The 21,752-nt window shown below is 69.4% G+C and carries 21 protein-coding genes; 9 read left to right on the top strand and 12 right to left on the bottom strand.

Features of this window, described 5'->3' with window-relative positions:
- Positions 1-20 precede the first annotated feature (20 nt).
- Together AC2YHJ_RS16820 and AC2YHJ_RS16815 are read left to right on the top strand one after the other, a co-directional pair.
- Positions 21-878, top strand: a complete 858-nt coding sequence (locus AC2YHJ_RS16820; RefSeq protein ID WP_487397241.1) for a DMT family transporter — start codon at positions 21-23, stop codon at positions 876-878.
- Positions 875-1,639 (top strand): alpha/beta fold hydrolase, encoded by a 765-nt coding sequence (locus AC2YHJ_RS16815; RefSeq protein ID WP_487397240.1) that lies wholly within the window; start codon positions 875-877, stop codon positions 1,637-1,639. The genes AC2YHJ_RS16820 and AC2YHJ_RS16815 overlap by 4 nt, the downstream gene beginning before the upstream one ends.
- Here AC2YHJ_RS16815 and AC2YHJ_RS16810 read toward each other — a convergent pair.
- The 5 genes from AC2YHJ_RS16810 to AC2YHJ_RS16790 are packed head-to-tail and all read right to left on the bottom strand — an operon-like array spanning position 1,636 to position 7,472.
- Positions 1,636-2,076: a MaoC family dehydratase gene (locus AC2YHJ_RS16810; protein ID WP_487397239.1), complete on the bottom strand. Its 441-nt coding sequence runs from the start codon at positions 2,074-2,076 to the stop codon at positions 1,636-1,638. The two genes, AC2YHJ_RS16815 and AC2YHJ_RS16810, sit on opposite strands and share 4 nt — an antisense overlap.
- Positions 2,073-3,608 carry an acyl CoA:acetate/3-ketoacid CoA transferase gene (locus tag AC2YHJ_RS16805; RefSeq protein ID WP_487397238.1) on the bottom strand — a complete coding sequence of 512 codons (1,536 nt, stop codon included), beginning with the start codon at positions 3,606-3,608 and terminating at the stop codon, positions 2,073-2,075. Before AC2YHJ_RS16805 ends, AC2YHJ_RS16810 begins: the two co-directional genes overlap by 4 nt.
- A complete protein-coding gene (locus AC2YHJ_RS16800) occupies positions 3,605-5,614 on the bottom strand; it encodes an ABC transporter ATP-binding protein (RefSeq protein WP_487397237.1) in 2,010 nt (669 codons plus the stop codon). The genes AC2YHJ_RS16805 and AC2YHJ_RS16800 overlap by 4 nt, the downstream gene beginning before the upstream one ends.
- Complete coding sequence (locus tag AC2YHJ_RS16795; RefSeq protein WP_487397236.1) at positions 5,611-6,465, bottom strand: ABC transporter permease; 855 nt, start codon at positions 6,463-6,465, stop codon at positions 5,611-5,613. The genes AC2YHJ_RS16800 and AC2YHJ_RS16795 overlap by 4 nt, the downstream gene beginning before the upstream one ends.
- Positions 6,462-7,472 (bottom strand): ABC transporter permease, encoded by a 1,011-nt coding sequence (locus AC2YHJ_RS16790; RefSeq protein ID WP_487397235.1) that lies wholly within the window; start codon positions 7,470-7,472, stop codon positions 6,462-6,464. Before AC2YHJ_RS16790 ends, AC2YHJ_RS16795 begins: the two co-directional genes overlap by 4 nt.
- 76 nt (positions 7,473-7,548) lie before the next feature.
- On the opposite strand from AC2YHJ_RS16790, the gene AC2YHJ_RS16785 reads away from it, so the two are divergent.
- The gene (locus tag AC2YHJ_RS16785) at positions 7,549-8,316 is read left to right on the top strand and encodes an enoyl-CoA hydratase/isomerase family protein (RefSeq protein ID WP_487397234.1); all 768 of its coding nucleotides are present in this window, start codon (positions 7,549-7,551) and stop codon (positions 8,314-8,316) included.
- On the opposite strand, the gene AC2YHJ_RS16780 is transcribed toward AC2YHJ_RS16785, so the two are convergent.
- Positions 8,313-9,923, bottom strand: coding sequence for an ABC transporter substrate-binding protein (locus AC2YHJ_RS16780; RefSeq protein WP_487397233.1), 1,611 nt, complete (start codon positions 9,921-9,923; stop codon positions 8,313-8,315). The genes AC2YHJ_RS16785 and AC2YHJ_RS16780 overlap by 4 nt on opposite strands.
- Before the next feature lie 105 nt (positions 9,924-10,028).
- On the opposite strand from AC2YHJ_RS16780, the gene AC2YHJ_RS16775 reads away from it, so the two are divergent.
- The 3 genes from AC2YHJ_RS16775 to AC2YHJ_RS16765 are packed head-to-tail and all read left to right on the top strand — an operon-like array spanning position 10,029 to position 12,294.
- Positions 10,029-11,030: a Gfo/Idh/MocA family protein gene (locus AC2YHJ_RS16775; protein WP_487397232.1), complete on the top strand. Its 1,002-nt coding sequence runs from the start codon at positions 10,029-10,031 to the stop codon at positions 11,028-11,030.
- Entirely contained in the window at positions 11,027-11,824 is a 798-nt protein-coding gene (locus AC2YHJ_RS16770; RefSeq protein WP_487397231.1) for a shikimate dehydrogenase family protein, read from the top strand. Before AC2YHJ_RS16775 ends, AC2YHJ_RS16770 begins: the two co-directional genes overlap by 4 nt.
- A gap of 2 nt (positions 11,825-11,826) precedes the next feature.
- Positions 11,827-12,294 (top strand): MaoC family dehydratase, encoded by a 468-nt coding sequence (locus tag AC2YHJ_RS16765; protein ID WP_487397230.1) that lies wholly within the window; start codon positions 11,827-11,829, stop codon positions 12,292-12,294.
- Here the strand turns inward: AC2YHJ_RS16765 and AC2YHJ_RS16760 are convergent.
- The 3 genes from AC2YHJ_RS16760 to AC2YHJ_RS16750 all read right to left on the bottom strand — a co-directional run bounded on the left by AC2YHJ_RS16760 (position 12,269) and on the right by AC2YHJ_RS16750 (position 16,016).
- A complete protein-coding gene (locus tag AC2YHJ_RS16760; protein WP_487397229.1) occupies positions 12,269-13,423 on the bottom strand; it encodes an acyl-CoA dehydrogenase family protein in 1,155 nt (384 codons plus the stop codon). The two genes, AC2YHJ_RS16765 and AC2YHJ_RS16760, sit on opposite strands and share 26 nt — an antisense overlap.
- A 66-nt stretch (positions 13,424-13,489) precedes the next feature.
- Positions 13,490-14,362 carry a metallophosphoesterase gene (locus AC2YHJ_RS16755; protein WP_487397228.1) on the bottom strand — a complete coding sequence of 291 codons (873 nt, stop codon included), beginning with the start codon at positions 14,360-14,362 and terminating at the stop codon, positions 13,490-13,492.
- Positions 14,363-14,594: 232 nt separating this feature from the next.
- Positions 14,595-16,016 carry a mannose-1-phosphate guanylyltransferase/mannose-6-phosphate isomerase gene (locus AC2YHJ_RS16750; RefSeq protein ID WP_487397227.1) on the bottom strand — a complete coding sequence of 474 codons (1,422 nt, stop codon included), beginning with the start codon at positions 16,014-16,016 and terminating at the stop codon, positions 14,595-14,597.
- A 126-nt stretch (positions 16,017-16,142) separates the two neighbouring features.
- Between AC2YHJ_RS16750 and AC2YHJ_RS16745 the strand changes: the two genes are divergently transcribed.
- Entirely contained in the window at positions 16,143-16,595 is a 453-nt protein-coding gene (locus AC2YHJ_RS16745; protein ID WP_487397226.1) for a PaaI family thioesterase, read from the top strand.
- A 222-nt stretch (positions 16,596-16,817) separates the two neighbouring features.
- Here AC2YHJ_RS16745 and AC2YHJ_RS16740 read toward each other — a convergent pair whose 3' ends face one another.
- From AC2YHJ_RS16740 to AC2YHJ_RS16730, 3 genes are read right to left on the bottom strand one after another with little or no spacing between them, the layout of a single operon-like run.
- Entirely contained in the window at positions 16,818-18,323 is a 1,506-nt protein-coding gene (locus AC2YHJ_RS16740) for a tripartite tricarboxylate transporter permease (RefSeq protein ID WP_487397225.1), read from the bottom strand.
- Positions 18,324-18,341: 18 nt separating this feature from the next.
- Positions 18,342-18,938 carry a hypothetical protein gene (locus AC2YHJ_RS16735; RefSeq protein WP_487397224.1) on the bottom strand — a complete coding sequence of 199 codons (597 nt, stop codon included), beginning with the start codon at positions 18,936-18,938 and terminating at the stop codon, positions 18,342-18,344.
- 46 nt (positions 18,939-18,984) lie between these two features.
- The gene (locus AC2YHJ_RS16730; protein ID WP_487397223.1) at positions 18,985-19,962 is read right to left on the bottom strand and encodes a Bug family tripartite tricarboxylate transporter substrate binding protein; all 978 of its coding nucleotides are present in this window, start codon (positions 19,960-19,962) and stop codon (positions 18,985-18,987) included.
- A gap of 128 nt (positions 19,963-20,090) precedes the next feature.
- Here AC2YHJ_RS16730 and AC2YHJ_RS16725 point away from each other — a divergent pair, with 128 nt between their 5' ends.
- Positions 20,091-21,266, top strand: a complete 1,176-nt coding sequence (locus AC2YHJ_RS16725; RefSeq protein ID WP_487397222.1) for a M20 metallopeptidase family protein — start codon at positions 20,091-20,093, stop codon at positions 21,264-21,266.
- Between the two features lie 85 nt (positions 21,267-21,351).
- Positions 21,352-21,729, top strand: a complete 378-nt coding sequence (locus tag AC2YHJ_RS16720; RefSeq protein ID WP_487397221.1) for a SpoIIAA family protein — start codon at positions 21,352-21,354, stop codon at positions 21,727-21,729.
- The last annotated feature ends 23 nt before the right edge of the window (positions 21,730-21,752 follow it).

The following is a 21,752-nucleotide window of genomic DNA, read 5'->3' as shown; positions in this document are numbered from 1 at the left end:
CGGGACACACTGCCTTCACGATGCGCTCGGCCCTTCACCTCCTGATTGTCGCGATCCTTCTGTTCGGCGGGGCCTGGCCGGTCACCAAGGCGGCGCTCACCCATGCGACGCCGATGTGGTTCGCAATGGGGCGCGCCGGCCTTGCGGCCATCGTCTCCGCCCTGTTGCTGGCGGCGCTGCGCCGGCTGCACCTGCCACGCCGGGCGGACATGCCCTCGGTGCTGGCGCTCGGCCTGCTGCAACTCGGGGCCTTCTTCGTGCTCGCCCACGCGGCTGTCGCCATGGTGCAGGCGGGGCGTACCGCCATCATCTCGGCGGTCGTGACCTATTGGCTGATCCCGCTCTCCGTCTTCGCGCTGGGGGAGAAGGTGCCACCGCATCGCTGGGCGGCGGCGGGGCTGGGCCTCGCGGGGGTCGCCGTGTTGGCGGGGCCCTGGGCGGTGGACTGGGCCGACCCGACACAGCTGCTCGGCCACCTGATGCTGGTGCTCGCGGCGCTGTTCTGGACGCTCGCCATCGTGACCACGCGGCGCTTTCCACCGCGCAGCCCGATCTTCGAATTGCTGCCCTGGTGCTTCGCCCTGGCGACGCTGCTGATCCTGCCCTTCGCGCTGGTGCTGGAACCGCATGGCGGCATTTTCGGCCCGTCCTGGCCCTTCATGCTGTATATCGGCCTGATCGTGGCCCCGATCGGCACCTGGTGCGTCATCGAGGTCGGTCGCCGCCTTCCCGGCGCGGTCGCCTCGGTCGCTTTCCTTCTTGTCCCGGCCTTCGGCGTGCTGGTCAGCAACCTCTGGCTCGGCGAGCCGCTCGGCTGGGACATGCTGCTCGGCGGCGGGTTGATCGTCGCCTCGGTCCTGCTGGCGTCGCGCGAATGATCCTGGCGCTGACCGAGGCCGGGGAGGGGCCGCCGCTGGTCCTGCTGCATGGCTTGTTCGGGGCCGGGCAGAACTGGGGCGGCATCCGCCGCGCGCTCGCGCCGCGCTTCCGCGTGCTGACGCCGGACCTGCGCAACCACGGCGCCTCACCGCGCGCCGCGACGATGGACTACGCCATCATGGCCTCCGACATCGCTGAGACGCTGGACGCGGCCGGCGTGGCGCAGGCGGCAGTGCTCGGCCATTCGATGGGCGGCAAGGTGGCGATGGCCTTCGCTCTGGCGCATCCCGGCAGGGTCGAGCGGCTGGTGGTCGCCGACATCGCGCCGGTCCGCTACCGGCCGACGCTGCGCGGCTACATCGACGCGATGCAGGCGCTGCCGCTCCGCCCCGGGCTGACGCGGCGCGAGGCCGACGCCCATCTCGCCGCCACCATCCCGGAGCCCGGTATCCGCGCCTTCCTGCTGCAGAGCCTGCGCTTCGAGGCCGATCCGCCGGCTTGGCGGCTCGGCCTGCCGGAACTGGCCGCCGCCATGCCGGTGATCGAGGATTTCGCGCCGCCGCCTGGCGCGCGATACGACGGCCCGGTGCTGGTCATGGGGGGCGAGACGTCAGGCTATATCCGCCCTGAGCACCACGCAGCCTTCCGCGCGCTGTTCCCAAGCGTCGCCTTCACCACCATCCCCAAGGCGGGCCATTGGGTGCATGCGGAGAACCCGCAGGGATTCCTGGCGGCGCTGGAGCCGTTCCTCGCCGGTTAGGCGGACGGCACCCAGGCCAGGATATGGCTGCCCACGAGGCAGGTCTCGCCATCCTGGTTCACCACCTCGAGCCGCGCGCGGGTGCGGGCGCGGGCCTCGTCCACCTCCTCGATGACGTAGCGCGCCGTCAGCGTCTCCCCGGCGAAGACCGGCCGGGTGAAGCGGATGCGGTCATAGCCGGCGGAGACCGGCGTGCCGGTCGCCCCGCGTGCGACCGAACGGCGCGACATCATGCTGGCGGTCGTGGACAGCAATCCCATCACATGCGCGCCATGGGCGATGCAACGGCCGAAGGCGGTGCGCGCGGCGAAATCCGGGTCGGTATGCACCGGATCATCGTCACCGCTGATGCGGGCGAAGGCGGCGATGTCCTCGACCCCGATGGTGCGGGTGTATTCGGCGGCCTCACCGACTTCGAGGAAGGTCGGCGCCTTCACGGCAGGCGGTCCGCATTGGCGCGCGCCGGGCGCGGCGGCAGTCGCGCGGCGAGGCCCATCGGGCCATCCGCGAACAGCGCAGCATCCATCGTCCGGAGGGAGGGTGACACCGCCGGGCGGAACGCCATGGCACCGATCACGTCGCGTTCCATATCGAGGCCCGGTGCGATCTCGATCAGTTCCGGCCCGGCGGCGCCGAGGCGGAACACCGCGCGTTCGGTGACGTAGAGCACCTCCTGCCCTCGTTCCCGCGCATAGGGGCCGGAGAAGGAGATCTGCTCCACCTGCCGCACCGCCTTCTTCGACTCACCGGCGGTCAGCGTGCCGCCGAACACGACGCGACCTGCACCCTGGCTGATATTGATGAAACCGCCGGGGCCGACGATGCGCCCGCCGAAGCGCGAGACGTTCACATTCCCCTCCGCGTCGAATTCCGCGAGGGAGAGAAACGCGAGGTCGAGCCCACCGCCGTCATAGAAATCGAACTGATAGGGCTGGTCGATCTGCGCGTCGGGGCTGCTCGCCGCGCCGGCCTCGTTGCCGCTGGCGGGCGCGCCGCCGATATTGCCCTGCTCGTTGGTCAGGCAGATGCGGTCGAGCATCGCCTCCTCCGCCGCGACATTGGCGATGCCGGTGGAAATACCCGAACCGAGGTTGCAGATCGCACCTTCGAACAGTTCCATCGCGCCGCGCCGCGCGACGATGCGGCGCGGCCCGGGCGGCAGGCGCGGCACCTCGTCGAGCGCCACACGGTGATGGCCGGAATAGGCGAGGCTGTCCTGCGTCTCGTAGGTCTGCCACTGGTCGGGCACGATGACGAAGGCATCGATCAGGATGCCCGGCACCTTCACCATCTTCGGATGCAGCGTGCCGCGCGGCACAAGGCGCTTCGCCTGGGCGATGACGATGCCGCCCTGCCGCCGCGTGGCCTGTGCGATAGACAGCATTTCGAGCGTCACCGCCTCATGCTCCATCGACAGGTTGCCCGCCTCGTCGATCGCTGAGCCGCGGATGAAGGCGACGTCCACCTTGTAGGGCTTGTAGAACAGGTATTCCTCGCCGCGCAGCGTGACGACCTCGATCAGGTCCTCGGTGGCGCACTGGCTCTGCCGCCCGCCGCCGATGCGCGGATCGACGAAGGTGCGCAGCCCCACCTTGGTCAGCAGGCCCGCGCGGCCTGCCGCCATCTCCCGCATCAGTTGCGACATCGCCCCCTGCGGCAGGGTGTAGGCCTCGATCTTCTCGTCCAGCGCCAGGCGCGCGATGCCGGGGCTGTTGACGAAGGTGCCGGAGACGACGCGCTTCAGCAGCCCATCCTGCGCCAGATGCCCCGCGCCACGCGTCTTGCCGTCGCCGAGCCCAACCGGATGCAGCGCGGTGATGTCGCGCGGTGTGCCGGTTTCGCGGAAGCGGTGGCCGACGGCTTCCAGCAGCGCGTCCGGCACGGCATGCCCGCCGCCCGAACCGCCGATCAGCAGCGTGTCGCCGTCGCGTAGCACTGCGGCGGCCTGCTCGGCGGTGATCTGTCTCATGAGTGCCCCTGCAATGGCTTGAGCGAGCCCGGCGCGTGGCACAGCACGCGATGCCCCGGCGCGATCTCGGTGAGTGGCGGCGGTTCAGCGCAGACCGGCAGCGCCACCGGGCAGCGCGCGCGGAAGGCGCAACCCTGCGGCAGGCGCAGCGTCGAGGGCGGCTCGCCTCCGAGCACGATGCGTTGCCGCCCCGGTTCCGGCACTGCCGAGAGCAGCGACACCGTGTAGGGATGCGCCGGATGGGCGAAGAGTTCGGCCGCCGGCGCTTCCTCGACGATGCGGCCGAGATACATCACCGCGACGCGGTCGCAGAAGGCGCGCACCACCGCGAGGTCATGGGCGATGAACAGGTAGGACAGGCCCATCCGTTCCCGCAGGTCGAGCATCAGGTTCAGCACCTGTGCCTGCACATTCACATCGAGCGCAGAGACCGGTTCATCCGCCACGATCAGCGCCGGTTCCAGCGCTAGCGCGCGGGCGATCGAGATGCGCTGGCGCTGCCCGCCGGAGAATTCGTGCGGGAAGCGCACGCCCCAAGCCGGGTTCAACCCGACCATGTCGAGCAGCGCGCCGACACGCTCGCTGGCTTCCGCAGTATCTTTGACGCGGCCATGCACGAGCAGCGGTTCGGCCAGGATCTCGCCGATGCGCATGCGTGGGTTCAGTGAGGCATAGGGGTCCTGGAACACCATCTGCAGGCGCGGGCGCAGCAGGCGCAGTTCCTCACCGTTCAGTGTCGCGATGTCCCGGCCGTCGAAGCGGATATGGCCGGCATCGGGCGTGTGCAGCCGCGTGACCAGGCGGGCGAGGGTGGACTTGCCGCAGCCGCTCTCGCCCACGATGCCGAGGCGCTCGCCGGGCATGATGTGCAGGGAGACGCCATTGACGGCATGCACCACCTCGCGCTCACCGAAGAAGGATTTCCTCGGCAGGGGGAAGTGCTTGACCAGATCCTTCGCGACCAGCAGCGGTTCGGCGGTGGATGCGACGGGCGGCTTGGCATGCGCGGGGATGCTCGGCGGCGGCAGGCGGCGGCCATCGGCCGTCACCCAGCAGCGCGCGATGCGTCCGGGCGCGACTTCAGTCAGCGGCGGGCGTTCATCACCGCAGCGCGAGATGCGCCAGGGGCAGCGTGGCGTGAAGCGGCAGCCCTTCGGCATTGCGAGCGGATCGGGCGGCATGCCCTCGATCCCCGGCAGGCGGTCGGCCACCGGCGCATCGAGGCGCGGCACGGCGTTGGCCAGAGCCCACGCATAGGGATGGCGAGGATCGGAGAGGACGGCCTCGGTCGGGCCTTCCTCCACCACCTCCCCAGCATACATCACCACGATGCGTTTGCAGATCGTGCCGATGACGCCGAGGTCGTGGCTGATCAGCACGATGGCCGTGCCGAACTTCTCGTTGAGGTTGGCGAGCAGGTCGAGGATCTGCGCCTGGATGGTGACGTCGAGCGCGGTGGTCGGTTCATCCGCCAGCAGCAGCGTCGGGTCGTTCGCCATGCCCATGGCGATCATCACCCGCTGCCGCATGCCGCCGGAGAATTGGTGCGGGAAGGAAGCGGCGGCGCGTTCGGGCGATGCGACGCCCATCCGGCGCAGCAAGTCGATGCCATGGCGGCGCGCGGCGCGCTTATCCATGCGGCCATGGGCGACGACGTGCTCGCTCACCTGGCGCAGGATCCGCAGCACGGGGTTCAGCCCGGTCAGCGAATCCTGGAACACCATGGCGGCGTTGGCGCCGCGCCAGGCGGTGAGTTCGCGCTTCGACATGGTCAGCACGTCGCGGCCCTCGAACAGCACCTGGCCGCCTTCGATGCGCGCCGGCGGATCGAGCAGGCGCATCAGCGACTGCGCGGTGACGGACTTCCCCGAGCCGCTTTCGCCGACGATGCCGAGCGTTTCCCCCTTCGCCACGGTGAAGGACACGCCATCGACGGCGCGCACCGGCCCGGCATCCGTATGGAACACCGTGACCAGGTCACGGACATCGAGGACCGGTGTGCTCAACGGCTGGCTGCCTTCGGGTCGAGCCAGTCGCGCAGACCATCACCCAGGAAGTTGAAGCCAACGACGACGCTGAGGATGGCGATGCCGGGGAAGGTCGCGACCCACCACTGCTCCACCAGTTCACGACCCTCCGCGATCATCGACCCCCATTCCGGCGTCGGCGGCACCACGCCGAGGCCGAGGAAAGACAGCCCCGCGAAGGTCAGGATGGCGATGCCGAGGTCGAGCGTGCAGAGCACCGCGATCGGGCCGAAGGTGTTGGGCAGGATGTGGCGGAACAGGATGCGCTTCTGCGGTAGGCCGACGACCGTCGCGGCTTCCACATATTCCTGGCTGCGCTGCACGATGGCGAGGCTGCGCGCGAGGCGGGCGAATTTCGGCCACCACACCACCAGCATGGCGATGATGGTGTTGGTGGTGCCGATACCGAGCGCCGCGGCAAGCGCGAGCGCGAGGATGATCGGCGGGAAGCACAGCACGAGGTCGGTGAAGCGCATCAGCGCTTCCTCCCCGAAGCCACGCAGCCAGGCTGCCAGAATGCCGAGTGTGGTGCCGAAGGCGGCGCCGAGCAGAACGACGGAGAAGCCCGCGAAGAGCGACACGCGCGACCCATGCAACAGCCGCGAGAAGACATCGCGGCCGAGGATGTCCGTGCCGAGCCAATGCTCGGCCGACGGCGCGGCCAGCCGATTGGTGATGTCCTGCGCGTCCGCCGGATAAGGCGCCAGCCACGGCGCGAAGATCGCCACCAGGATCCAGCCCAGCACGATCGCCCCGCCGGCCCAGGCGAGGCCGTAGCGCCGGATGCGCCGGCGCAGGCGGGATGCCGGCATCGCCGCGGTCGCGCTCATCGCCGCACCCGTGGGTCGAGCATCGCGTAGGACAGGTCGACGATCAGGTTCACCAGCAGGTAGGTCGCCGAGACGACCAGCGTGATGCCCATGATCGCCGGGAAATCGAGTGCCGCCGCGGAGCGGAAAGTGTAGCGCCCAAGGCCAGGCCAGGCGAAGATCGTCTCCGTCATCACCGCGCCGGTCAGCAGGTTTGCATAGGCGAGGCCGCCCAGTGTCACCACCGGCACCAGCGCATTGCGCAGCGCGTGGTGCAGCACCACGGCGCGTTCCACCAGCCCCTTGGCACGGGCGACGCGCACATAGTCCTGATGCAGGCATTCCAGCATCGCCGCGCGCGTGGTGCGCGTGATCAGCCCGAGTGTGGCTGCCGCCAGCACGATGGACGGCAGGATCAGATGGGCGAGCGCGTCGTTGAACGTTTCCCAATCCCCCGCCCGCGCGGAATCCCACAGGAAGAATCCCGTGCCGCCTTCAGGCGGGAAGGCGATCGGGTCGAGCCGCCCCGGCCCCGGCGCCCAGCCCAACCAGCCATAGAAGATCGCGAGGAAGATGAAGGCGAGCCAGAAGGTCGGCGCCGAGACGCCGAGCAGCGAGACCGCGCGCGCCGCCGCGTCCACGAAGCTGTCGCGCCACACCGCCGCCGCGACGCCGAGCGGGATGCCGATGACGAGCGCGAGAAGGAAGGAGACCGTGGCCAGTTCGATCGTCGCCGGTGCGAATTGCGCGATATCCTCCAGCACCGGCCGGCGCGTCGCGATGGAGGTGCCGAGATCGCCGTGCAGCAACCCCTGCAGGAAGATCCAGTACCGCTCCCACAAGGGCAGATCGAGGCCCCATTTCGCCCGCCATTGGGCAACCACCGTCGGGTCGCTCGCCAGGATGTCGCCGAGCTGCGCCAGCACCGGATCGCCGGGCACGTAGTTGGAGATGAGGAAGATGACGAGGCTCGCGAGCAGCGCCATCACAACAGCCGATAACAGTCGTATGGCGATGTAACGCAGCAAGCGACGGTTTCCTTCCCTTGCCGGACATGCTGCACTTGAGCCGACAAGACAATCAAGGTGGCGGCGGAGGAAGGCGATGGATGGAGCGGTGACGGTGGCCATGCGCGGCCCGGTGGCGGAGCTGCTCCTGGACCGCCCGGCCAAGCATAACGCCGTGACCCCCGCCATGGCCGCCGCCATTGCCGAGGCGGCGCGCGCGATCGATGCTGATGATGCGGCACGCGTCGTGCTGGTGCGTGGCGCGGGGGAACGTGCCTTCTGCGCGGGCAGCGACCTCAACTCGCTCGCTGCCTATCCCAGCACGTGGCATTTTCGTAACCGCGTGGAATACGCGACCGCCATCCGCAACATTCGCAAGCCGGTGATCGCGGCATTGCAGGGATGGACCCTGGGTGGCGGGGCGGAAATGGCGCTCGGCGCCGATATCCGCATCGCCGCCGAGGGCACGCGCTTCGGCTTTCCCGAGGTAACACGCGGCTGGGTGGGCGGTGGCGGCGCGTCCCAGATGCTGCCGCGCATGATCGGAGCGGCGCGTGCCATGCGCATGCTGATGACCGGCGACCCGATCGAGGCCGCTGAGGCGCAGTCGCTCGGCCTGTTCGACCAGGTGGTGCGGCAGGCCGAGTTGCTTACGACAGCAAAGGCGATGGCCGAGAAGATCGCCGGCTTCAGCCCCGTCGCGGTGCAGTCGGTGAAGGCTTCCGTCCGCATGGCAATGGAGGCGCCGCTGACCGCGGGCCTTCTCTACGAGAACGAGATGAACGTCCTGTGCTTTTCGGCGGGCGATCACCTCGAAGGGATCCGCGCCTTCGCCGAGAAGCGAGGCGCGGCGTTCTCGCGTTAGGCCGGCCGCACCTTGCCAGTTTCCAACTGCCAACCCGCCGCGGTCAGCGGGAAGGCACCGATCGTGTTGCGCACCGCGATCTGGTAGGTCGGCTGGAACAGGATGAAGTGGTGGGCGACGTCCACCACACCGCGCTGCCATTCCACCCAGAGCCCGGCGGCTTTCTCGAGGTCCTGTTCCTCCGACGCGCGCTTCACCAGATCCGTCATCGCCTGCGGCACGGTCCAATGCACGCGGCGCGCGACGCGTTCCACCACCGCCGAGGCCCAGAGGTCGTTCGATACCGCCGGCGGGTTCCAGAAGGTCAGCACGCCGCCCGCCAACCGCCCCTGCGTATAGACGGTGCGCAGGTTGACCTGGTCCATCGGGTTCAGCCGTACGCGGATACCCACGCGCGCCAGATCCGCCTGCAGCTTCTGCCCCAGCACCTGATAGGAAATGCCCGCGACCGCGGCGTTGCCGTAGGCGATTTCCATCTCGAAGCCGTCCGGCACGCCGGCGGCCTGCAGCATCTGCCGTGCGCGGTCGAGGTTGGTGTTGAAGCCGACCTCCCGCGCGATGCGCTCGGTGCTGCCATTCACGCCGATCGGCAGGAAATGCGCCGGCCGCACCGCGGCCCCGCCGAGCAGATTGCCGAGGATGCCGTCATAGTCGATCGCATAGCCGATCGCGTGCCGCGCTTCCTTCTTCGCCAGCACGGGGTTCGCGGCCGGGCTTTCGGTCACTGCCATGTAGACGAAGTCGAGGCTTGGCATGCGGTCGATGCGCACCGCCGGTTCGCTGCGCAGCGTCGCGATCTGCTCCGGGATCAGGTTGAAGGCGGCGTTCACGTCGCCGCGCCGCACGGCGAGCAACTGCGCCGCGCTATCCGACAGGTGACGGATGATGACGCGTTCGAAGGGCGAGGCGCCGCCCCAGTAGTGCGGATTGCGCACCAGCTGGATCTGGTTGTTGCGTTCCCACCGTACCAGGCGGAAGGGGCCGGTGCCGGCGGAGTTGTTGTTCAGCCAGTCGGTCGCCTTGTCGGCTTCTCGCGCATTCTCCGCATCGGTGCCGCCCTGCGCCAGCACCGCCGCCTTCTCGAGGATGCCGTTGCCCGGTGCGGCGAGGATCGGCAGCACCGGCGCATTCGGCGCATTCATGATGAAATCGACGGTCTTGGGATCGACGACTTCGACGCGATCGACCGACTTCAGGTACTGCTGCGTCTGCTCCTTCATGTTGAGCAGGCGCATGAAGGTCCAGCGCACATCCTCGGCCGTCAGCGGATTGCCGGAAGCGAACTTCACGCCGTCGCGCAGGGTGAAGCGCCAACCACGCCCATCGGGCGTGCGTTGCCAGGATGCCGCCAGCGCCGGCTTGACGTTGACGAGGTCCTCCGGCGTCAGCGTCACCAGCGCGTCATAGGTCGCGGCCAGCGTCATCGGCGGCGTGTATTGCGCCTGGCGCACCGGATCGAGTGTCACGGTGTCGCTGATGTCGATGCCGATCACCAGCGTGTTGCTCCGCGACTGCGCCAGTACCTGCGCGGGCAGCATCGGCAGGGCAGCAGCCGAAAGGCCCAGCATGCGGGCAAGCGTGCGCCGATCGATCACGGTGGCTGTCATGGGGGGAATCCTCCTGCGAACCCTTGTGTCGGGTCTTTCCGGCAGGCAGCCTAATCCCCGTCTGCAACGGCGTGGAAGCCGGAATCGACAAGGGGAGAAGGCGCCATGGCGACCGGCGTCGGCATCATCGGCCTTGGCATGGCCGTGACGCCGCATATGCTCGCATTGCGGGATCTGGCTGCGGCCGGGCGTGCGCGGATCATCGGCGGACACGCTCCGTCGGCGGCGCGACGCGATGCCTTCGCGGCACGCTGGGCGGCACCGGTCTTCGACAACCTGCCTACGCTGCTGGCCGCGCCTGGGCTGGACCTCGCGCTGGTGCTCGCGCCGCCGGGCGCGCATCTGCCGATTGCCGAGGCAGTCGCCGCCGCCGGCAAGCACATGATCGTCGAGAAGCCGCTCGAACGCACCGTCGCGCGCGCCGAGGCCTTGGCGGGGCTGGCGGAACGCGCCGGCGTGCGCGCATCCGTCTGCTTCCAGCACCGCTTCCGCCCCGGCGCGCTGGAATTCGCGCGACGGTTGCGTGCGGGTGACCTCGGCACGCCGCTCAGCGCATCCGCCAGCATCCGCTGGTGGCGGGATGCCAACTACTTCGCGCAGCCCGGTCGCGGCACCATGGCGCGCGATGGCGGGGGCGTGCTGCTGACCCAGGCCATCCACACCATGGACCTGCTGCTGCACCTGATGGGGCCGGTCCGTGAAGTGACGGGCTTCGCGCGCAATTCCGGCCTGCGCGCGATCGATACCGAGGATGTTGCCGCTGCGGCGATCCGCTTCGAGAATGGCGCGATCGGCGTCGTCGATGCGACCTCCGTCGCCCGGCCCGGCTTTCCCGAGCGCATCGAGATCGCCGGCACCAAGGCGAGCGCGATACTGATCGGCAATCGCCTCGAATGGTATGCCGGGGATGGGCCGCCGGAGGTGATCGATCCCGGATCGGGCACCGGCGGCGGCGCCGATCCGATGGCCTTCGACCACGGCCCGCACCGCGCGCTGATCACCGAGATGCTCGACGCCATCGCCGAAGGGCGCGCGCCTTCGAACGACGCGCGCAGCGCGCTGCATGTCCAGCGACTGATCGAATCCTGGTTGGGGACGCAGGCATGACCATCACCGGCGCAACGCGCCTTTTCGCCATCGTCGGCGACCCGGTCGCGCCGCTGCGCTCGCCCGCGGTGTTCAATGCCGCCTTCGCGCGGCTTGGGCGCGATGCGGCCTTCATCGCCTTCCAACTGCCCGCGGGGACGCTCGCGCGCGCCTGGCCGGGCTTCGCGGCGATGGCGAACCTCGATGGCCTGGTCATGACCATGCCGCACAAGGAAGCGGTGGTGCCGTTGCTTGCGGCACTCGGCCCGACAGCGCGGCTGACGGGATCGGTGAACACGGTGCGCCGCCGCGCCGATGGCGCCTTCGAAGGCGACATGTTCGATGGCGAGGGCTTCCGCGACGGGCTGGACCGCGCCGGCCACCCGCCGCGCGGCAAGCGCATCCTGCAGGTCGGCTGCGGTGCGGCGGGGACGGCGATCGCCTGTGCGCTCGCACGGGCCGGCGCGGCGGAACTCACCTTGCATGACAGCACGCAGGAACGAGCGAAGGCGCTGGCCGCGCTGCTCGGTGCGAACTTTCCGTCGACGCGCGTGGTGATCGGACCTCCCGATCCGCGCGGCTTCGACATCGTGGTGAATGCCACGCCGCTGGGCCTGCGCGCGGGCGATGCGATGCCGGTTGATGCGGCGCTACTGGTGCCATCACAGGTCGTCGCCGACGTCATCCCGAACCCCGAGGTCACGTCCCTGATCGCCACCGCGCGGGCCATCGGATGCCCGACGACGACCGGGCGCGACATGCATGAAGGCCAGGCGAGGCTTGCCGCCGCCTATCTCGGCATCGAAGGCTGGTGACCATGCGCGATGACGGCCGCCTCGCCTATGACGACATCGCGGACGACCTCGCCTGGGAGACGCCGGGCATCACCGTGACGGAAAGCCACATCTTCGCCTTCGCCGGACTGTCCGGGGATTTCTACGAGATCCATGTCGATGACGACTATGCGCGCGCGCTTGGCTATCCCGGCCGCGTGGCACATGGGCTGCTCGGCCTCGCCCTGGCGGATGGGCTGAAGAACCGGTCCGCGGTGCGGCTCGCGGCGATCGTCTCGCTGGGCTGGCGCTGGCGTTTCGCCGGGCCGATCCTGGTGGGCGACCGCGTCCATGCAATCATCAAGGTCATCGGCAAGCGCACCACACGCCACGCCGATCGCGGCATCGTCACGCTGGACCTGACGCTGTTCAACCAGAAGGGGGAGGTGGTTCAGGCCGGCGAGAACGACCTGATGGTGCACCGTGCTATGCCAGCAGCGTCCGCGCCATGATCATGCGCTGGATCTGATTGGTGCCTTCGTAGATCTGCGTGATCTTCGCGTCGCGATAGAGCCGTTCGACCCGCACGCCGCGGATGTAGCCCGACCCGCCATGGATCTGCACTGCATCCGCCGTGCGCGCCACCGCGGCATCGGCGGCGAAGCACTTCGCCATGCTGGCCGCGAGCGTCGCGCGTCCGCCGCCATCGAGCAGCCGTGCCGCCTCCATGACCATCAGCCGCGTCGCCTGTGCGTCCTTGGCCATGTCGGCGATCATCCACTGCACCGCCTGGAATTCCGCGATGGCCTTGCCGAACTGCTCGCGCTGCTTCGCATAGGCGATGCTGTCCTCAAGCGCCGCCATCAGGATGCCGAGCGCCAGCGCGGCGATGCCGACACGCCCCTTGTCGAGCACCGACATCATCATGTGGAAGCCGCGGCCTTCCACCCCCAGCAGCGCATCGGTGGGCAGGCGCACATCCTCGAAGTTCAGGCCGCCGACGGGGGAAGCACGCTGCCCCATCTTGTGTTCCTTGCGCCCGCGCGACACGCCCGGGCTATCGAGATCGACCAGGAGCACCGACATGCCGCGATGCCCGGCCGTGGGGTCCGTGCGTGCCAGCACCGCGGCGAAATCCGCGATCGGCGCGTTGTGGATCCACAGCTTCGCGCCGTTCAGCACCCAGCCGGCGCCGTCACGCCTGGCCTCGGTCTTCAGCGACCCCAGGTCCGACCCCGCGCCGGCTTCCGTCAGCGCATAGGCGCAGCGCCGCTCGGCCTTCAGCAGCGGCGCGAGATACCGCGCCTGCTGCGTCGCCGTGCCGTGCTGCGTCAGCAGCGTGCCGAGCAGTTCCACCAGCCCGACCTGATCCGCGACCGAGGCATAGCCGCGCGAGAGTTCTTCCATCACCAGCGCATAGGCCAACGCATCGGCGCCGGCGCCGCCCAGCGCCTCCGGCACGGTGATGCCGAACAGCCCGGCGGATGCAAGGCTGCGATACAGCGCCGCCGGATAGGTCTCGCTCTCGTCGAGCTCCGCCGCGAGCGGCGCGATCTCGGCCTGTGCGAAGCGCCGCGCGGTCTCGCGCATCGCGGCATGCGTCTCGGACAGGCCCTGCGCGTCCAGGAGTTCGATCGTCATGCCGCTTCCCTCAACCCGCATCGTCCTTGCGGGGAAGTCTGCACCGCGCGGGCGGTGCGCGCCATGTCAGGCGGCGATCTCCACCAGCGTGATCTCCGGCGGCACACCGAGCCGCACCGGCAACGTGCTGATGCCGAGCCCGCCCGACACCACCAGGTCGCGCCCGTCTTCCCGCACATGCCCCCAGGCGTAGCGGTTGCCGTAGCGCGACGGCGTGTGCGGCGACCAGCCAAGCAGCCGCACCTGCCCGCCATGGGTGTGCCCGCTGAAGGTAACGGCGACGCGTCCCGGGAGCCTCGCGAAGATGTCGGGCTCATGCGCCATCAGCAGCAGCGGCGCATCGCCCGTCACCTGGCCGAGCAGGCGCGGCACGTCCTCCGCGCCGCGGTTCAGGCCGAAGGCCCATTGCGATTCAAGCCCGCCGACAAGGACCGGCCCGGCGCGTAGCACCTGGTTGCGCAGCACCGGAATGCCGACACCCTCCAACGCACGGGCCATCGCGGGGACGGCGCCGCCGCCACGGCGCATCGCCTCGCGATCCTCCCACCAGTCATGGTTCCCATTCGACGCATAGACGCCGAGCGGCGCCCGCAGCCCGGCGAGGCGCCGCGCGACGTCGGCGTGTGGCAGGACCCGGGTGACGAGGCGGCAGGATGGTCCGAAATCCCCGCTCATCAGCACCATGTCGGGCGACAGCGCATTGGTGCGCTCGACGATGTGCTCGATGCGCGCCTCATCCATCAGCGGTGCGCCGGCATGCAGGTCCGACAGCAGGGCGACGCGCAGGGACAGTCCTGGCGGCCATCCCGTCGGCCGCAGGCTGTGCCGCTGCACGGCAAGGCGCAGGAACGGCTCCACGCCGAAGCCATAGGCCGTCAGGCCTGCCCCGGCGGCTACCATGCCGCCCAGCCCCGAGATGATGCCGCGCCGTCCGATCATGCACCCATATTGCACGAGCGAAGATGGCGGTGTCGCGGCGAAGATTGCTGCATTCCCGCCGCGGGACCTCAAGCCGGTCGTGCCCAGGCCGACAATCGCCGCCAGCGCATCGGGGCAGGGCGCGAAGGCCAGGCAGGTGCATGCTGGCGCAGGCGGCGGCAAATCAACCGAGGCCCGGCGACGAGGACCCCTGGTGCGGTATTATTCGGTCGGGCGCTTCGCCCGGGCGCGCCTATGTGCGGCCGTAGGTGTCCTCGTAGCGCACGATGTCGTCCTCGCCGAGGTAGGAGCCCACCTGCACCTCGATCAGCACCAGCGGGATCATCCCCGGATTCTCCATCCGGTGCACGCAGCCGAGCGGCAGGTACACGCTCTCATTCTCGCGCAGCATGATCTCCTCCGCATCGCGCCGGACGATGGCGGTGCCGGAGACCACGACCCAATGCTCGGCGCGGTGGAAGTGCTTCTGCAGCGACAGCTTGGCACCCGGGCGGACCTGGATCTTCTTCACCTGGAAGCGCTGGCCGAGGATGAGGCCCTCATAATGGCCCCAGGGGCGATAGGCGCGGCGGTGCTCCGTCGCTTCCTTGCGGCCCTTCGCGCGGAGCTGCTCCACCAGCTTCTTCACGTCCTGCGCGCGGTCGCGATGCATCGCCAGCACCGCATCGTCGGTGACGACGACGACGGCGTTTTCAAGCCCCACGACGCCGGCGAGGATCCCTTCGCTGCGCACCAGGCAGTTGCGCGCGTCGACGAGCTCCACCGGCCCCTGCGTCGCGTTGCCGTTGGCGTCCTTCTCGCTGATGTCCCACAGCGCGGCCCAGGACCCGATGTCGGACCAGCCGATCGCGGCGGGCACCACCGCGGCGTGCCGGGTGCGTTCCATCACCGCATAGTCGATGCTGATCGACGGCGCGGCGGCGAAGGCGGCAGCGGCGAGGCGAACGAAATCCATGTCGCGGCTCGCGCCCTCGACGGCCGCGCGCACGGTCGCGAGCATCGTCGGTTCATAGCGTTCGAGTTCGGCGAGCAGGACCGAGGCGGTGGCGACGAACATGCCCGAATTCCACAGGTGCCGCCCGCCGGCGACGAATTCGGCGGCGCGGGCGGCGTCCGGCTTCTCGACGAAGCGGGCGATGGCCTGCACGCCGGGCAGGCCTGGCAGGGCGTCACCGACCTCGATATAGCCGTAGCCGGTCTCGGGCGCGGTCGGCTTCATGCCGAAGGTGACGATCCGCCCGGCGCGCGCGGCCGCGGCTGCCTGGCCCAGCGCGGCGTGAAGCGCCGGCAGGTCGGCCACCGCCGAATCGGCGGCCATGATCCACATGACCGTGTCGGGGCCGGCTTCCTCGGCCAGCAGGGCGGCGGCGGCGATGGCCGGGGCGCTGTTGCGCCCGCTCGGTTCCAGGACGATGCGCGCGTTGCGGCCGCGCAGCTGCTCGGCGACCAGGAAGCGATGCGCCTCATTGCAGACGACCATGGGGGGCAGGAAGCCCGCGCCCTCGGCGCGCGCGGCCGTTTCCTCCAGCATCGGCTGGGCGGAGGCGAGCGGCCAGAACTGCTTCGGATAGCCTTCGCGCGACAGGGGCCAGAGGCGCGTGCCGGTCCCACCCGAAAGGATGACGGGAAGGATCTGCGAGGTCGTCTGTGTCATGTCGTCCGGTGGTCTGATGCTGGAACGGGGCTGGTATGCGACGCAATGGCGGCAAATGGAAGGCGCGGCTCCCGCCGCCCCGGAAGGCACCGTAGCATCGCCGGGACCACAACCAAGGGGGCGTGAATGGCCGATGGCAGGGCGGCGGATGGTGCGGCGGAAGGGCAGGGCGCCATTCCCGCGGGTTTCGTGCCGCGGCGGGCGGGCGGCCCGTTCCTTGAGCCGATCGGTCCGATCTACCTCCGCGCGGGGGATGGCGGGTCGACCTTCGGCATCCGGCTGGAACGACGGCACTGCAACAATCAGGCGGTCGCACATGGCGGGATGCTGGCGACCTTTGCCGATCTGGTGCTGGGCATTGGCGGCACCGAGCAGGCCGGCGCGCCCGGGTCCTTCATCACGGTCAGCCTGGTGACGGACTACCTTGCGCCCGCGCCGCTCGGCGCCTGGTTGGAATGCCGTCCGGTCCTGCTGCGGCGGACGTCACGGCTGATGTTCATGGAGGGGCGCTTCGAGGCGGACGGCGCCGCCGTGCTGCGGGCAAGCGGCGTGTTCAACCTGCCGCGGCCAAAGGGCTGAGCCGCCGCGGCCCGGTCAGATCGGATCGAGGCGCGCCTCGATCCGGGAGCGCACGGCGCGACCGCGCCCAGGCCACCCACCGTCACCGATACGCCAGTGCAGGGCGCGAAAGCCAAGCCGCCGCATGGCGGCGCCGGCGTTTGAGGCACAAGAAAAGAAAAAGGCGGGCCCCGCAGGGCCCGCCTTCCCGTCATCCGACCGACAATCGCGGCCGGAGCAACATCAGCCGCCTTCCTGCAGCGCCGAGTCCTTGCCCTTGCGGATATTGGGCATGAGCATCGCGGCAAGGGCGATGGCGGCGACGGCGAGCATGCCGGCGCTGATCGGGCGCTCGATGAACACCATGGGGTCGCCGCGCGACAGCAGCATGGCGCGGCGCAGGTGTTCTTCCATCATCGGGCCGAGGACGAAGCCGATCAGCATCGGCGCGCCTTCCAGCCGCAGCTTCGAGCAGAGGTAGCCGAAGATGCCGAAGAACACCGTCTGGTACACGTCGAACACGTTGTTCTGCAGCGAGTACACGCCGATCGCGCAGAAGATCATGATGGACGGGTACATGTAGCGGTATGGCACCGCGAGCAGCTTCACCCACATGCCGACCATCGGCAGGTTGATGACGAGCAGCATCAGGTTGCCGACCCACATCGACGCGATCAGGCCCCAGAACAGGTCCGGCTGGGCCTCCACCATGCGGGGGCCGGGCTGGATGCCCTGGATGATCAGCGCGCCGACCATCAGCGCCATCACGGCGTTGGCCGGGATGCCGAGGGTGAGCAGCGGGATGAACGACGTCTGCGAGGCCGCGTTGTTGGCTGATTCCGGCCCGGCCACGCCTTCGATCGCGCCGGTGCCGAACTCATGCCGGCCCTTCGAGATCTTCCGCTCCATCATGTAGGAACCGAAGGAGGAGAGCGCCGCGCCGCCGCCCGGCAGGATGCCGAGGATGGAGCCCACCGCCGTGCCGCGCAGCACCGCCGGGATGGCACGACGAACTTCCTCGCGCGTCATCATCAGGCTGCCGACCTTGCCCGACATGACCGAACGCGCTTCCGGGCGCTCGAGGTTGAGGATGATCTCGGCGATGCCGAACATGCCCATGGCGATCGAGACGAAGCCGACGCCGTCCGACAGTTCCGGGATGCCGAAGGTGAAGCGCTGCTGGCCGGTTTGCACATCCGTGCCGACCATGCCCAGCGAGACGCCGAACACCACCATGCCGATCGACTTGACGACCGAACCCTGCGCGAGCACGGCCGAGATCACGAGGCCGAGGAACATGAGGGAGAAGTAATCGGCCGGGCCGAAGGACAGTGCCACCTGCGTCAGCATCGGGCCCGAGGCGGCGACCAGCACCGTCGCGACCGTGCCGGCGAAGAAGGAGCCGAGGGCGGCGATCGTCAGTGCCGCGCCCGCGCGCCCGCGCCGGGCCATCTTGTAGCCCTCAAGTGTCGTGACGACCGAACTGACCTCTCCTGGCAGGTTCAGCAGGATGGCCGTGGTCGAACCACCGTACTGCGCGCCGTAGTAGATGCCGGCGAGCATGATGATGGCGGTCGTGGCCGGCTGGCCGAAGGTGATCGGCAGCAGCAGGGAGATGGTCGCCACCGGGCCGATGCCCGGCAGCACGCCGATCGCCGTGCCGATGACGCAGCCGATGAGGCAGAAGAGCAGGTTGTTCAGCGTCAGCGCGACGCCGAACCCATGCCCAAGGTTCGCGATGAGATCCATTGTTCCGGCCCCCTTACTTCAGAATACCGGCCAGACCGGCACGCGGATGTCGAGTTCGTAGATGAACACCGCCCAGCACAGCACGCACAGAAAGACCACAAGGCCCACGACACCCTTCGGCGTATGCGTCTCATCGGCGAAGGCGGAAAGGATGACCGAAGTCGCGATGGCGATGATCAGCCCGAGCGGTTCGAGCACCAGCCCGAACAGGGCGAAGGCCGCGCTGATCAGGAACAGCGGTCGCCACGATTTGACGATGCTGGGTACGAGGCAACCGACGAACATGCCGATGCCGAGTGGGTTCCAGCCCGCCGACGGCCAGCCCGGCATCTGCGCGGCAATCAGCCCGGCCGCGGTGCCGACGACCGCGCCGCCGATCAGGAAGCCGATCTCCGCACTTGTCCACTTGTCGAGCGGGTCGGGCCCATTGAACAGCCCGAGCAGCAGCACGATGCAGCCGAGGCCAAGCTGCAGCGCGAAGGCGAGCCAGGGCATGTAGCCCGGTCCCATGCGCCGCGCGGTGCCCATCGTGTGGTCCATGTTGAGCCACAGCCCCACGGCTGCCAGCCCGATCAGGAGCGCTGCCGACAGCAGGTCCTTTGTGTTTAGCTTCATCCGCTTTCGCCCACCCACTAGATGATGAAGTTGGTCAACATACCGGCTAGTCCGCCGTCGCGCCGGAAGCCTGCACGAGTGGCGCCCACAGGGCCACCTCCCGCCGCACGAATTCCGTGTAACCTTCCGCCGTCAGGTCTCCGGGCGTGCCGCCGAGTTCGGCGAAGCGCCCCCGGATGTCGGGATTGGCGAGGAAGGCCCGCGTCTCCCGGTTCAGCCGATCGACAATGGCCGCCGGCGTGCCGGCGGGGAAGGACAGCCCGAACCAGGAATCGCTCGCCAGGTCGAAGCCCTGCTCGCGGAAGGTCGGGACGTTGGGAAAGGACGGGTGCCGTGCGGCGGACGCCATGCCCACCGCCAGCACCGAGCCCTGGTTGATGTGCGCTGCAGCAGACGGCAGGCTGTCCGACATCATCGGCACCTGGCCTGCGATCACGGCCTGCATGGCTGGGCCCGCGCCGCGGAAGGGGATGTGGTTCAGCTCCTTGCCGAGCAGCTGGCCCATGCGCACCACCATCAGGTGGTTCGACGATCCGGCGCCGGAGGTCGCGACATCGAGCCCACTCGCCGAGCGTGCCTTGGCCGCGGCATCGGCCAGGCTGCCGATGCCCGCGCGGGGATTGGCCACCCAGACGGTCGGATTGGTCACCACCAGCGCCGCATGTGCGAAGTCGGTGACCGGATCATAGCGGACGCGGCCGCGATAGACGGCAGGGCTGATCGCATGGCTCGCGATGTTCGACATCACCAGCGTGTAGCCATCGGGTGCGGCACGGGCGACGGTCTCGCTGCCCAGCGTGGCGCCCGCGCCGGCGCGATTCTCGACGATGACGGTGGCGCCCAGCCGTTCCTGCAGCCCGGCAGCGACAAGGCGCGCGACGAGGTCGGTCGTGCCGCCTGGCGCGAAGGGCACCACGATACGGATCGGCTGCGACGGCCAGGACTGCGCAACGGCGCAACGTCCGGCGATCGGTGCGATCACGCTCGCGGCCAGCAACGTGCGCCGGCCAGGCACCCAGGACATTGAACCCCCCAACTTATTTCCGCCTCGCCCTATGGCATGCACCTTCCGGAGGGGCAAGCGCCAGCCTTGCCTGCGCTGCGCGCGCACCTATGCTCGATGTAATCTGACGTTTCATCGGAATCACCGACATGCTCCCCAATGACCCGCAGCGTGCGATCAGCGAAGCCACCGATGCCGTCGCGCAGCATCTGATCGCGCTGCGACGCAACATCCATCGCGTGCCCGAACTCGCCTTCCAGGAAACACGCACCGCGGGCATCGTCGCAGCCGAGCTCGCGCGGCTTGGCATTCCGCACCGCACCGGCCTTGGCGTGACCGGCGTGGTGGGGGAGATCAAGGGCGGCCGGCCCGGACCCACCCTCGCGATCCGCGCCGACATGGACGCGCTGCCGATCCATGAGGAGACGGGGATCGAATACGCCTCGACCGTCGATGGGCAGATGCATGCCTGCGGGCACGACATCCACACCACGACGCTGCTCGGCGTCGCCGCGGTGCTGAAGGATCTCGCGCCGCAGATCGCCGGCACGGTGCGGCTGGTTTTCCAGCCAGCGGAAGAAGTGCTGGAAGGTGCGGCGGCGATGATCGCCGATGGCGCGGCCGATGGCATCGACATGGCGATCGGCTTCCACAACCATCCGGACATGCCGGTGGGCACCTTCGGCTTCGTGCGCGGGGCGTGCCTTGCTGCGTCGGACCGCTTCGACCTCGTGGTGCAGGGCAAGTCGGGTCATGCCGCGCATCCCTATGCCGCCGTCGATCCCATCGTCGCCGCGGCGCATTTCATCAGCCAGGCGCAGACGGTGGTGAGCCGCGAGATCAAGCCGCTGCATCCGGCGGTGGTGACGGTGGGCATGGTGCAGGGCGGCACCACCTACAACATCATCCCCGAGCGCGTGGCGCTGAAGGGCACGGTACGCACGCTGCATGCGGCGGCGCGCGACACCGCCGAAGCCGCGCTGCGTCGCCTGGCCGCGGGGCTGGAAACCACGATGCGCGTGCGCTGCGACCTGCGCTACGAGCGCAAGGTGCCGCCGCTGGTCAATGACGACCGCGTGCTGGAACCCGTGCTCGCCGCCGTCACGCGCCAGATGGGCATCGCGCCGGAGGAAGGCGAGCCGTCCATGGGCTCGGAGGATTTCGCCGAATTCGCAGCCCGCGCCCCGGCCTTCCAACTGCGCATCGGGTCCGGCGCGCCGGGCCGCGACGACCGGCTGCACAACGCCTTCTACCAGCCGGATGAAGCCTGCATCGCACTCGGCGTGCAGGCGCTCAGCCGGGCGGCACTCGACCTTCTGCGCTAAGGTAGCCGCCCTGGCGGAAGTCGCGGCCGGCTGGCACAACGGCACGGCCGGGCCCTGCCCGGGCTGATCGGAGGGAGGCGTCGCCATGCTCGGAATGGAGTTGCTTCGCGATCGCGGCATCGTCGTGCTGGAACCCAGCGGCCCCCTGATGGCGGAGGATTTCGACCGCCTCGCCGCGCTTGTGGATCCCTATCTCGCGGAAGCCGGGGAACTGCGCGGCGTCCTTGTCGACACGCGTCGCTTCCCGGGCTGGGATGGCCTCGACGCGCTGCTCGCCCATGGCCGCTTCGTGCGCGGCCACGTCGCACGCGTGAAGCGCGTTGCCATCGTCACCGCCAGCGACCTGGCCGGCATGATCGCGCGCGTCGCCGCCGCCATCATGCCGCCGGAGATACGCCGCTTCGAAGCCGGCGAGCGGGCGCAGGCCCTTGCCTGGCTCACCGCCGAAGACCCCGCGGCGTGACGCCGCGCCGCGCCCCGGACCCG

The sequence above is a fragment of the Roseomonas sp. SRI_022 genome (genome assembly GCF_057586215.1).
This window is presented reverse-complemented; position numbering and strand designations above follow the sequence as displayed.